The following is a 14,343-nucleotide window of genomic DNA, read 5'->3' on the forward strand; positions in this document are numbered from 1 at the left end:
ACTGATTTAATTTCCTCCTGTCCAATAATCGTTCAACACGATCTTTGAATTAAAATTTTTGGCCGAAGCATCCAAAGGCCAGGTCCATGCACGACGGTTATACTGATCAATTGTCATGGGATTCATGGTCCATTGTGGATTGAGTATCCTTCGAGTCCGGATCAGATCAAAATATCTCACCCCTTCTCCGATTAATTCACGACAACGCTCTTCGAAAATAAAATTCTTCAGATCAGTACCGCCACCGGCATAGCGCGGGGCTTCAGCTCGATCTCGAACTATATTAAGCACTGAGATTGCCTCGGACTCTCGCGCGCCACCTAAATTAGCAAGGGCCTCAGCCTCTAATAACAACGCATCAGCATAACGAAAGATCATAAATGTATTGTCTGGATTAGAGTCTTCATTTCCTGACGCAAAGACATTGGCTGCAAATTTCTTTAAAACAAATGATCCATCATTCGCATACATATCCTCATACCAGAGATCCTTGCGCTTGTCTGCAGGGCCATTCAGCGGGTAAATTCGATACATAAAAATGGAGGAATAATAGGCAATACTGAACTGCTGATTGTAACGGGGAAATTTATATGGCCAACGTAAAAAATGATCCCACAAAGGTGCGTAGTCATTATTCTGATCATTATAATTGATTGTTCGGTAAAATTCAAACAATGATTCTTCCGTGCGTCCTTTTGAGACCTTAGCCCATTCTTCCGGGGTAAGTTTGTACAAATGATGGACTCCACTCGCACGCAGCTCCTTTCCAAGACTTGCTACACTTTCGTAATACTTCGTTGCATTAGCCGAGTCAAAATTCGCATTCCACATCTTCATATGCATCAACAGCGCGATAATGCTTCCTCGGCTTGCCCGCGCACCACGCTGTGAGGCTTCCCCAAATGTCCATGGCATCATATCTTTAACAGATTCCAAGTCGGCGATACTTTTACTAATAACAGAAACCATATCCTCACGGGGGAGTTGCTTTGCGAAATATGCATCCGTGTAGTAAACCACATCGCCATACAGACGTACCATCCAGAAGTAACTTAGACAACGCATAAAAGTAGCTTCGGCTTTATAGCGGTCTTTATCTGCAGCAGATAACCCGGAGATTCCCTCATCCAATTTGGCTATTAAAATATTACAGCTCTGAATCACTTTATAATAGGTATCCCAGATAGACACCTGATACATGGCATAACCACTTGACCGACCACCACTTAATGTATTGTTATACACTGCATTCATATCATTTGTTCCCAAATCGCGAAGTATCATACGATTAGTTCCGGATGTAGGAGAGGGAAAAATTTCTCCAGACCTCGCCTCGCCAATAGCACCAACTACCCATGACTCGTTCAGTTTTTCGAAAAACTGGCTATAAATACGTGCTATATTTGATTCTACATCTTCTTTAGACTGATAGAAATTGTTACCCGTAAGTCTATCTATCGGCTCTACAGTCAAAAATTTCTTACAGCCTATCATGACGGTTGTACATAGACATATGACAACAGCTATTCTTCCTATATTTCTTTTTGTTTTCATCTTACAGATCAATTAAAAATCAATATTAACACCAACATTATATTGTCTAGGCACGGGATATCCTCCGGAAGCGTCTCTTCCCATTGTGCTTACATTTTCGGGATTAGGTCCGCTGTATTTTGATAATGTCGTTACATTGTCAGCTGAAACATATACCCTTAAACGCTCAAGTCCATATCTTCTAACCGCATTTTTCGTAAACATGTAAGAGAGCGTCACACTATTTAACTTAAAGTAAGATCCATCTTCAGCCCATAAATCTTGGTCCATCCGAAACGGATTAACGCTTGAATACCTTCTGAAATCATAAGCATAAGGATACTTTGCAATATCGCCGGGTTTCATCCACATATTAATATCATCTAAAGGAACTACAGTCCTATCCCCATAGGGATCACTCATCAATTGCAATCGCTCTGCAAGGGCATTGTTCAAGATGGTACGTTTTGCTGTATAGGATGCATATAAGTTCAAACCAAAAGATCCAAGGGTTTCATGATTGTAATTAAAATTCAATTGCATACCACCGGTGATCAAAGGTTGAGAATTCCCAGTACGGGCATAGTCATTTTCATCTAAAACATAGTTACCATCTAGATCTGCAAAAATTGGATCCCCGGCCTGAAATTCGGTACCATTGGCCATTCGATAACGTCGTCCGGTCGCCGGATCCACGGGTACATCTGCATCGGTGCTATATACACCTCGATTTAATAACATGTAATTAGACATCGTTGAAGTTCCTACCCTGAAAACAACATGTTGCTTATATTTATCATTATTTTCCCAACGGACAAATTGCCCACCATAATGCTCGGGTAGCTTTAACAGAACATCCCGATTATATGCTCCATTTACCCCTACTGACATGGTAAAACGACCTTCGGTCAAAGGTCTTAACATAACAGATAACTCATGACCATAATTGGCAATTGCAGCCGAGTTACTATTTACCTTTTCAAATCCCAACGATGAAGAAAGTCGTTCTTCAAATAGAATATTATTTACTTTCTTATAATACGTATCATAGGTCAATTCAAACCTGTTTTGAAAAAAAGCGAGGTCCAACCCCAGGTTATACTGACTTGTTGTTGTCGGTTTTAGATCAGGATTTGGAATTTGTTCATAATTGATTCCGATGCCTATCTTATCATTATAGCTTCCTGCAATATCGTATTTTCCGTAAACGCGCTCCAAGGTACTATTCGGCATAACATTCACCCCCCAACTGGTTCGAATGGAGAGCAAATTAATCCAGTCCACATCGCTCAAGAAATTCTCATGATAGGCATTCCATCGAAGACCAACAGCAGGATTTTTGGTATACAGGTTTCCAAATCCATTCTGTGACGACCCATCCATTCTGTAAGAGAGGTCTATCACATATTTCTTCATGTAATCGTAAGTCCCAGCGATTGCAAAAGATAATCCTCTTTCTTTTCCGAATCCACGGCGCAATAATCCTCCTCCTTTGGAAAAATAGCCATCAAATCCAAGGGGTCCTTCAAATTGATCATTTGGTGTACGGGCCTGTAAGGTTGCATTTGCTTGTTTTTCCAAGGTTCGAATCTCATTGAATAGATTGAAAAATACGGTATGCTTTTCATTAAACGTGCGACTATAATTGATGGAGTTTCTATTATACAATGAATTGTATCGACCATAATAAGCATAGATTTGTGCAAATTGACCATTTGCTGCCGCCGGTGTAAACGTGTTTTCATTATCGGAAGTAGACTCATAACTCATTGTTGTTGTTGCCCGCAAACCCGGAATAATTTCATAGGATGCTTCAATGAAAGGCTTGATCGATTTAGACGAATTATCATTTCGGGTCTTCAATGCTGAATTATATCCTGAGGATGCCAGATAAAAAGACGGACCAGGCAACAACGTTGATGTCATCCCGTTTGTTGCCACACCAGATTGTAAAATACCTAACCCGTTCCCCTTACTTTTTGAGCCAAGTGAAGCACTTATCTGCGCTGTAAACTTAAATTTCTCGTTGGGATAATATTCAAATCGCATATTGGTCATATAGCGATCAAAACCCGTATTTTTGATAATACCATTTTCATTATAATAATTCAGGTTCGCCTTATAGTTTAACTTCTGGTTCCCACCATCAATTGCGACATTATGCGTTTGGTTATAGGTTGTAGCATAAAATAGGTCCTGCCAATTGGTTGAATTATTATAATAAGCGTTCAAACTATCCGACAACATGGGTGTTTGTGAAATTCGGTCCAGGTCATCCTGCGACAACGCATTTCCGTAGATCTGCAATAGTTTTAAACGGCGTTCTAGATTTCCTCCCAAAGTTGGACGTAACTGGGGTGGCGTTTTCAAGAAGAAATTACCCGTATACCTTACTCTGGGAACCTCAGAATTACCACGTTTCGTATTGATAATGATCACACCATAGGCAGCCAACGATCCATATAGCGATGTAGCCTGCGCATCTTTCAGCACCTCTATACTTTCGATATCCTCAGGAGGAATTAATGACAATGGACTGATTCCTGGCCCCTGCTGGCTTAATCCAAGTTCATTGGCTCTATCCGCATCCATTGGTACGCCATCGATCACATACAACGGTGAGGTGGGGGTTAGAAATGACTGATCACCGCTACCTGTCACACTGATGGTCGAAAGTCCACGGATTTGAGTAGACCCTCTAAAACCGGGTGCTCCGGTATTTACCTGTATATTAAGACCCGCAACCTTACCCTGAAGTAAATTTTCTACGTTCGCCGATGGAATATCCTGGATTTCTTTTCCACTGATCTTAGTCGAGGATCCAGTAGTCGTCTCTCTCGGGCGCTTTACATAGCCCCTAACAACAACTTCATCCATTTGATTATCGATCTCTTTTAATTGAACGATTACATTTCGGTCTGACCGCACCGTCATCGTGGCTCCATCATAACCAATTAATCGAAAGGCAACCGAAGTGCCTGTTGCTGTCGTTAAGCTAAATGCTCCGGACGAATTTGTCGAGGTCGCCTCTTTTCCAGATTTGCCAAAACGTACTGTAACACCCGCTAATGGCCTTCCTTTGTTATCTGTTACCTTACCCGACATAATGACAGTCTGCGCAAAAACCTTCGCCGAAAGAAACACACACAATATCAACAGCATGCAGCTGTTATAAAATATCTTAAATTGCATAGCTAATTTCAATTATTCATTATCAAATCGTGGATTCTCCCTTTGAAAATGGAAAACAATCTCCCAATCCCCCTTAGTAAAAATTTTAAAGTTCAACCCAAAATTGGCTGTAATTAGACCTCCGCCGAATCCCTTTCTGGAGTAGGAAAAATCGACCTTTGTGCTATTTCCATTTGTATACTTTGTTGGAAAACTTGTTAGAGGAATTGGATAAGCTACATCATATTGCACATAAGTAGCCGTTTTTTTCATGTTAAAGCCATGCACCAGTTCGTTCCACTTTGTTTCATTAAAACTATCCGGATTAATGGGCTCACCCTTATTGTTTAAAAAGACAAAGCGTAAATTATGTCCATTCCCTCCGGTAAATCTGCGGATATAGACGACTAGGTCTTTAAACTGATCATCCGTGCGTAATAACTGATTTGACAATTCCCCATAAACCCCATTCATATAAGAAGGCCAGATATAACTTTTCTTTTTTGGATTTTTAGGATCATTTGGATCTGGAGCAGTTTCACCATTATAGGGGTTTTTATCCGAATAAGGTTCATAATCCTGAACACGCCAAGGGAGAATCATAAAATCTTTAATTACGGTATAACCACCAGAATTAGAGACCTTTAAATCAAAATACCGAATATTCTGTACTAGATCTATACTGTCTTTGGAACGCGGCTCTATCAGCTCATTTGTCGATGAATTCCACAAAATAAAACTACCAGTAGAGTCAACCTCAAAAAGAGGTCGATACACGAGCTGACGCTTGGCCTCAATTTCTTCCAGATTTTTTTCAGTACCATCATAGCGGTAAATCCAACGATAGACAGGTTTGACTTCAAAAAGATCGGTATAAGGTCGCCCATCGCCATAACGGGGATTAACAATTTCAAATCGTAGCGGAGTGGTCGAATGATCGGTATTAATATTCCCCATCAGTGAGGTTCTTCCCAAGATGGGATAAAAAGATTTTCCATCATAAGTTAAGTTGACACTTAAAAATTCCTTTTCATCCGGCAAATTGTAAAGCTTTTTACATCCATTTAAGCAGACGCACATCAAGATGAGCAGTCCCAAGTTGCATGTCTTATTTAGTGTATTAAATTTTCTAGCAATTTTCATGTCCATACATTCTTAAATTGGTTATTGATTACGGTTCATTGTCCAATCTGCCAACTGGAAATCGTTACCACCGTACATACGTGCAATATTCAAACGATAAGCTTTGTACGTCTTCGTATTTGTAAAAAAGAATACGCGCAATTGAAACCTCTCGTCAAACTCCTCCCCTTGTCTAGAGTCCAATAAGATCCATTTCCCACTTTCTCCATCAAGTCCCTGTAATGTCCAGTCCGTTGGATCCCGATCTTGAATATCATTAGCTGAACGAAGTGTATAACTGTTAGCTAGCACCTCAACAGGAAAATCCCACTGCAAATAAAACTGTCCCGGACTTGATAAAAAGAACTTTGTCTCTGGATTACCATCGAATACATATTTAGATGCTTCGACCGCATTTGGTCCACCCGAAGCTTCCTTCGACGCAGAACCTATCCCTTTGAATTTTATGAAAAGATTTTCTGGCGGTGGGATATAGATAATCTGACTGACGAATTTGTTAAAACCGAACACATGATCAGGGTTCAATACATGAACAACAGCATTGTCTGTTTGGATATTTAATGAACTAGTTTCAGTCGTTACCCAGTTACGGTTGAAAACAGATCTTCTTGTATCGGAAAAGTCAACAATTGTAGGGCCTCCATTTATATAACCAGATGAAGATTGCTTATTCAATCCAATATGCATTGGATAGCCATATCGAATACCGCGTACGTCCTTACCATCCTGACTATTGAGGGAATCACTTGCAATTCTGCCTTGGATAATATATTGACATAGCAATGAATCTAGTATTTCATACTTCACTGAATTCAAGTATTGTGCAGGCTTGTCAGAGATACTTAAGGTATTGTTCAGGTTTTGAATAGCTAGTTGAAAATTGGCATTAGTCAACGCAAATAGTGTCACTGTGCTATCCTGCAATTTTCTTTCTAGACCGATTCTATCGATTACTTTCACTAAAGAATCATATATTCCAGGCTTACTTTTTAGATAACTATATAAATTACCTTTATATATCGCTTCTTGGGATATGGGCGAATAATAGCCTTTATCTTTAGCACAAGCATACAGCAGGACGGTAATTAAAAATATATATACACTGCGTACAAATAGGTTATTTTTCATAATTAGTTCTTCCTTTACTTCCAATAAGCATTTTGTTCGATTAAATTATTTTGAGCGAGAATTTCTCGAGCAATTGGCCAATAAATCCCATCGCTAGCGATTAATTGTGCTAACTGTGGATTGTCATGTTTTATCTTTTCTCGTCGAATCATATCATACCATCGCTGTCCTTCACCCATCAATTCACGTTTTCGTTCTAAAAATATAGCGTCAACCAAATCTCCATTTGACGTCTCACTATATACTTTAAGCCCTCTGCGTTCCCTAATTTCATTAAGTAACTCAATGGCCGTCGATTTTTCGCCCAACACAGCTAAAGCTTCGGCGCGTAAAAGCGTAATATCTTCCAAACGAGTCAGTACTGTCGCACTGGTAAATATGCGGAAGGTGGGATCCGAAGAACCTCCCATAATACATTTGATTTTGCTAAATATGGGATACTTGCCGTTGAAGTTTCGGAAATATACTTCTGTCGTCGGATTTCCCAGTGTATCGATACTAAAACGTTGGTCCTTCTTTTCGTTAAATGTTTTTAAAATCATTTCCTTCGGCATATAAATATCCGGTACGGTCTTATTGACAACAGGAGCAGCCAGCGTCAACTCTTCAATATGTCCTGTGAACGATGCCTCCACATGTGCCCATATATAAGGAAATGAGAATAGCTGCTCGGAACGCTTATCAAAGAAAAATCCATTGCCATCTGTTAAAAACGAAGTCGACAGGTAATAGGCTCCTCCTTTACTATAATTGTCCATCACAAATTGCGAATAAGAAGCCGCGTCTGCATAATTGGCTTGCCATGCGGCCAAATGTGCGAGGATAGCATATACCGAAAGTTTCCTGACCAACGCACCATTCCATCTGGAAGATGCTTCATTGTAGTAGTTCCCAATTTGCTGTTCATCACCCGTACTATAGGAATAAGGTAATAATTGAGCCGCATCATACATTTCCTTTTCGATCCAAGCGTACAGTTTTAATCGATCCTCCTTAGGCTTATTCTCAAAATTTCCATCATGTGAATTCAGTATCAGGGGTACATCACCCCAAATACGGACCATATTGAAGTAAGCGTAAGCACGTAGAAATCGAGCCTGAGCTATATCCACGACCAAATTGTTTTCCGTGTAACGCATATCTTTTTCTCTTACTCCCGGTGCGCGCTCCATAAAAATATTAGCAGCATTAACTACAGCAAACCAACGTCTCCAGTTCGAAAGTGCGTTCAACGATTCATAATTTGCTTTGAGATCATTCTTAATAATTGCCTTAAGATCTTGACGGGTGGGGCTATCAAAATCCCCTGACCTCACCTCTCCATACAGCCAATAAGCATTATTATCGTCCAAAGCTGCTTTGGTTAAACCGTAAATCCCCATCAAACCTGCCCGCGTGTCTTCCAAAGCATTCCACATATTCTCTTCCTTGACCGTTCGAGAAGAGTCTATATCCAGCATTTTCTTACAACCTCCCAGAAGTAATGAGAAAAGTAGTGAAACACTCCATATAAGATGATATCTTTTCATTTCTTTTCGTTTAAAAGTCAACTTTTATTCCTACCGTATATATCCGTGGTATCCTCATTTTTGATCCAATATCATAACCCGTATAATCCACGATCTCAGGATCTACACCACTGTAAGATGTAATTGTAGCAACATTATTAGCAGACACATAAGCATAAGCATTTTTGATAGCTTGATTCCGGCCTGCCAAAAGAGATGTTAAGTTATAGCCCAGCGTGATCGCCCGTATTTTAAGAAAGGAGGCATTTTCTAGGAAAAGGTCTTGATCGGCCTGATAAGCAATAACCGTACTCCAAGGATTATACAAGGGATATTTGCCATAATCCCCTCTTTTTTCCCAATAGGTGATCTCCTTGATTGCGTCTAGGCTTTTCGCACCTTCATTATTGATAAAATCAAAACGATTGGCCATTTCCTGATTGATGAGTTCCCGACCAAGATTATAATACATGTTCACCCCCAGGTCCCATTTGCCAAAGACAAAATTGTTGTACCAATTGCCAAAAACAGCAGGCAAGCGATGGCCCTGCAGTTTCCGATCTTCATCGTTGATCATATTATCACCATTTAGATCCTTCCATATCGGATCACCTGCATGCAATTGAATCGCATTATAAGTCATTCCCTGAGGCACATCAGCATCAGTTTTGTAAATACCGTCGTTGGAAAGCAGCCAATATTGGTCTAAGGGTTTGCCAACCTCCAAAAGATTATTACCGATAACCAGCCTATCGAGACCGTTCGGTAATGCCTTCAATTTATTCTGATTATGGGATACATTGAGCGCTGTAGACCACTTAAAATTATCGGATTGAATGGGATCTAGTCCAACAGTCAATTCAGCACCGATATTCTGAACATTCATCCCAGCTGCATAGCTCGATTTATAGCCATACTCGCTATATGAAGGAATATTAATTAGCTGGTTCTTCGTCTGTTTCAAATAAACATCCAGTGAAACATAAAAATTTTTCTGTGTATTCGCATAGTCCAAACCCAAATTACCCTGGTCTATATAAGCCCATGGAATATGATAACCAACCCACCCCGATTCATACGGCCGTACCAACCCTGCAATCGCATTATAGCCAGCAATAAGCTGATTTCCCGTAAATCCCATTTGAGCGACATAATTAGGCCCTTGCGCAAAATCATCAAACACATTGTTTAGGCCGATACGTCCGACACTAAAACGGGCGGTAAGATCTTTCAGGTCAGTATTGGTCGTAAAGTAGCTATTTTTAATATTCCAATTTACCGACAAGGACGGCGTAAAAACCCAGCGGGCATCCGGTTGCGCATTAGAGGATCCGTCAGAGCGAAGCAATAGCGATGTTTCGACCTTATCCTCATAATTGTAAGTTGCTTTTCCATAAAATGAGACCAGGTTATGACGGATGCGATCTAAAAACTTAAAGATAAGCGCTTTTGGATACGCCGTCGCTTCGAGATAATTTGATTTCAGCGCATCGTCTTCCAACAGATTCACTTTAATAAAATCATTTACACCTTTATAAGCATAAGCATAGTTGTAGCGATAAGTATCCCATTGCAAACTATTGCCAACCAATAGGTTTAACGTATGGCTTTCATTAATATTCCAATCATAAAGAGCTTTATTGTCAAATACCGCCCGCTGATTATAACCATAGTAGTTTGAAGCAAAATTATTGGATTCCATCAACTTACTGTGGTAGAATTGATCCCGATACCCCTCATTATAATCGAGCATTCCTGTTGAAAGAAAATGAAAATTTCCAAAATCAAATTGCAGCTTTCCATACCCCTGCACAACGTTCGTCTTGTTATTATCAAAGCCTTTTTTATAATAGCTCAGGTACTCGTTGTAGACCTCCTTATTAGGTGACAAAGGCGCAGACAAATCTGGGAAATAGGCCAACTGGGCAAATCTATCCCGCAGATTCAGGTTGCGATTTCGATCGAGTCGAGTGATATTTGCCTGCATAGAGAACGTTAACCAAGTCATCGGTCGCATATTCAGGCCAAACAAGGCATAATACTTATTCAATTTTACCTGGTCGGACACACCCTTATCCTGTGTTGAGCCCGCTGCAAATTGAAAATTTGCACGTGGCCCACCACCGGATAAATTTGCATTCAAATTGTATACTAAACCACTATTGTAATAAGAATCGGTCCAATCGGATCTCCCAAAATAATTCATATTAAGCGAGTCACTCAAATACACTGGATAAGAATCTCCATCATCATACTTGCCGTTGGAGGTATATAAATCATAAAATTGCTTTCTGAATTTGTTTTCGTATTCACCATTGATCGTTGTGACATGTGGACGATCAGCCAATCCCGTATACATGTTGATCGCTATCCGGTTGCTTTTATCGGCCTTATACTCTTTCGTACGAACGACGATAGCTCCATTTGCAGCATTAGGACCATACATCGCCACCGCAGCGACATCTTTTAATACTTCAATGGACTTTACCATATCGATATTAATATTTGCAAATAGATTGGTCGCAGGCCCAATACGCTCGAGATTATACGTTTGTACGGCGTAAGCAAAGGGGTGTTCTCCGACCAAAGGAATTCCATCTACAACAACCAATGGCTGATTTTGAAATACGTCAATATCAGAAAACAATGGCCTCGAGATGCCTCGAAAGTACATGGGCTGCTTAGTGCCTGATTCGCCGGACGGCTCAGTAACGTACAGTCCAGTGTTATTTCCTTTTAGGTATTGCTGCAGGGAAGAATAAGGTAATAAAGCTTGTTTCTTTAGTTCTACTGGATTTACTTGGCTAGTTTTAATCTGAAATATAGAATCCAATTTCGAAGTTCCAATCTGAAGCTTAAGACTATCGGACGGTGATAACACCTTATCTTGACCAAAAGCAAAAGAATAACAGGCACAGGACCACCCTAAAAGAATAAGCCTATCCAAATACCTCTTTTTAATCATGTACATATAAATGATATATAATTAGGTTATTTTTACTTTTCTACTATTACTGGTTAAAATCACCTAAAAAATAAGGCGAAATTTACTGATTTTTCGAGATAGGAAAATTGGTCGATTCCTCTCAAAAATTTATATTATGCGGTATCAAATAGAATTAATATCATAATTTAAGGTTTTAAGTATAAAATATAAAAACGTTTTAGCATAACACAACATAATGGAATGTTAAAACGGATCGGTTTGCTTAATTGGTCTACACTTATCTCACTTGGTTATAATGAAGATATATAGAAAAATGAGAAAAAAAAACTTTATGCGTTATTTTTTCCGTTTGCTAAACTGGTTTAGTAATTAACATTAAGCAATTTATAGCTCAAAAACTGGTTTTTTACACTAATAAAATATGATTTTGCTAAAATGACAGATTCAATTAATTTTTTTTCAAATTGTAACGTCATTCTGCACATGAATCAAAAAACGAATGAACAGCTTCGTACTTAAATGACTAGTAAGTGGATAGCACTATCCCTTCAGACCGCAGGAAAAATAAAAACCCCTCGTAAAGGAGGGGTGTGCATTATAGGATTTTATCTTTTACTCTTATCTATTCGGTTTATTACTCATCTCGAAGATTAATTCACCGCCATCTATAATGCTACGATAAGGTAATCGCAAATCAGCTAATTTTCGCCCATTTAAAGAAACGGATTTAACGTAAACATTCTTCTCAGACTGATTACGGGCAACTATGGAAAGCGTACGCCCATTTTCAAAATTAACCTTGGCCGATTTGACCAAAGGACTGCCAATCCAATAACTATCTTCCCCAGGCGCCACCGGATAAAAACCTAGTGCAGTAAATAGATACCAGGCCGACATCTGTCCACAGTCGTCATTACCACCTAATCCCGCATGACCATTATGGTACTGATTTCGGATGATTTGTCTGACACGTGATTGAGTTTTCCAAGGACTCTTGGTGATGTTGTATAAATAAGCCACATGATGGGAAGGCTCATTTCCATGCACGTAATTTCCGATAATACCATCTCGCGTAATATCCTCTGTATGCTCAAAATACTTATCGGGTAATTCCATAGTAAAGAGAGAATCCAAATAAGTCTCTAAACGCTGCTTACCTCCCATGACTGCCATCATTTTGGTAGGCTGATGCGGTACATAAAGACTGTAATTCCATGAATTACCTTCAATAAATCCCTGTCCATGAGTATCTAGCACATCAAATTTCTCCTGAAATTTACCCGCTGAATCCTTAGGGCGCATAAATCCAATGGAGGAATCATAGAGTGATTTCCAGCTCTCAGCTCTTTTGGAAAAAGTCGCGTAAATATCGTCTTTCCCTAATTTTTTCGCTAATTGCGCTATACACCAATCATCATACGCATATTCCAATGTATTAGAAACTGATGTTCCCGATACATCTGAAGGAACATACCCCTTGTCAATATAAGCACCGATACCCTCATACTGACGTGTATTTGCTGTTTGTACGCAAGCCGCTAATGCCGCTTCCGCATCGCCTTTATAAACGCCCTTAAGTATTGCATCGACAATAACAGACACCGAATGATAGCCGCTCATACACCAGTTGTCATTCGCATAATGCGACCAGATGGGCAACATCTTCAATACACTCTGGTCATAATGAGCCAGCATGGATGCCACAATATCTGCATTACGGGAAGGGTTGATTAAATTCAACAAGGGATGAAAAGCCCGAAATGTATCCCATAGCGAAAAAGAGGTATAATTCGTAAAACCTTTGGCGCGGTGCACCTCCTGATCCAAGCCCTTATACTCACCATTAACGTCCATATATACCGTTGGCATTAAGCTGGCATGATACATGGCAGTATAAAAATTGACAAGATCTTCCTTGTTCAACATTTCAGCTTCTATCTTATGCAGTTCCTTTTCCCAAGCCTCCTGGCCTTTCTTCACGTACCGATCAAAATTCCAGTCGGGAGCCTCAGCCTCCATATTGGCCAATGCATTCTTCATGCTTACTGGACTTAAAGCTACTTTCAGAAGGATGGCCTCTTGTTCTTTTGTATCGAAATCCAAGTGTAGCTTAATATTGTGCGCTGCAAGGTCAGGGAAATTGTTTTGTTGATCAAACTTACGCCAGAAACCATTATACACAGGTTTTCCATCTTCATACTTGGCCCCATAGTTTTTAAAAGCTTTTGATGTCTTTATGGCAAAGTACACTGTACGTGTCCTGGACCAACCGTTTGTCTGACGGTATCCAACTAACGTAGAATCGTTCAGTACTTTCACAACAGTCCAAACATTTTTTCCTTCGTAATTATAGATCCCCGCAGTTAAATTAACAATGAGATGTGACGCATCAGACTGATTGAAAGTATATCGATGTATGCCCACTCGCGTGGTCGTGGTCAACTCTGCTTTAATCTGATGTTTATCCAGTAAAACACGGTAATAATTGGCTTCGGCCAATTCGTTTGTATGGCTATATGGAGATCGATAACCGTCTTGAGGACGATCAGCTGTACCTGGATTTAACTGAACTTTACCTTGGGTAGGCATAATCTGTATATCACCAAGATCGGAATGACCGGTACCGCTAAAATGCGTATGACTAAATCCCACAATCGTAGGATCATCATACTGATAGCCGGCACAATATTTATAAACATCACCATTATACCGGCCGTTCACTGCATACGATAAAGTATCGGTATCCGGACTCAATTGCACCGCGCCAAAAGGAACTGTCGCTCCTGGAAAAGTATGTCCCATTCTTGCCGTACCGATGAGCGGTTTGACATACTGAACTAATTTGGTTTTTTGTGCCTTTAATAGATATGGGACACTAATTAATCCCAAAAAGACTAAACTTTTTATATTCAT

Annotated in this window: 7 protein-coding genes; all 7 read right to left on the minus strand. The window is 39.8% G+C overall.

The window, feature by feature from the left end:
• Window positions 1–6: 6 nt before the first annotated feature.
• Window positions 7–1,554 (minus strand): RagB/SusD family nutrient uptake outer membrane protein, encoded by a 1,548-nt coding sequence (locus tag B2107_RS03640; RefSeq protein ID WP_293953209.1) that lies wholly within the window; start codon window positions 1,552–1,554, stop codon window positions 7–9.
• Between the two features lie 12 nt (window positions 1,555–1,566).
• Window positions 1,567–4,725 (minus strand): SusC/RagA family TonB-linked outer membrane protein, encoded by a 3,159-nt coding sequence (locus B2107_RS03645; protein ID WP_293953211.1) that lies wholly within the window; start codon window positions 4,723–4,725, stop codon window positions 1,567–1,569.
• A gap of 12 nt (window positions 4,726–4,737) precedes the next feature.
• Window positions 4,738–5,847, minus strand: coding sequence for a DUF5007 domain-containing protein (locus tag B2107_RS03650; protein WP_293953213.1), 1,110 nt, complete (start codon window positions 5,845–5,847; stop codon window positions 4,738–4,740).
• 21 nt (window positions 5,848–5,868) lie between these two features.
• Entirely contained in the window at window positions 5,869–6,975 is a 1,107-nt protein-coding gene (locus B2107_RS03655) for a fasciclin domain-containing protein (RefSeq protein ID WP_293953215.1), read from the minus strand.
• A gap of 14 nt (window positions 6,976–6,989) precedes the next feature.
• A complete protein-coding gene (locus B2107_RS03660; protein ID WP_293953217.1) occupies window positions 6,990–8,504 on the minus strand; it encodes a RagB/SusD family nutrient uptake outer membrane protein in 1,515 nt (504 codons plus the stop codon).
• A gap of 10 nt (window positions 8,505–8,514) precedes the next feature.
• A complete protein-coding gene (locus B2107_RS03665; protein WP_293953219.1) occupies window positions 8,515–11,454 on the minus strand; it encodes a SusC/RagA family TonB-linked outer membrane protein in 2,940 nt (979 codons plus the stop codon).
• A gap of 594 nt (window positions 11,455–12,048) precedes the next feature.
• Window positions 12,049–14,343: a GH92 family glycosyl hydrolase gene (locus tag B2107_RS03670; protein WP_293953221.1), complete on the minus strand. Its 2,295-nt coding sequence runs from the start codon at window positions 14,341–14,343 to the stop codon at window positions 12,049–12,051.

It is taken from the genome of Sphingobacterium sp. UBA7855 (genome assembly GCA_002500745.1).
Classification (GTDB): domain Bacteria; phylum Bacteroidota; class Bacteroidia; order Sphingobacteriales; family Sphingobacteriaceae; genus Sphingobacterium.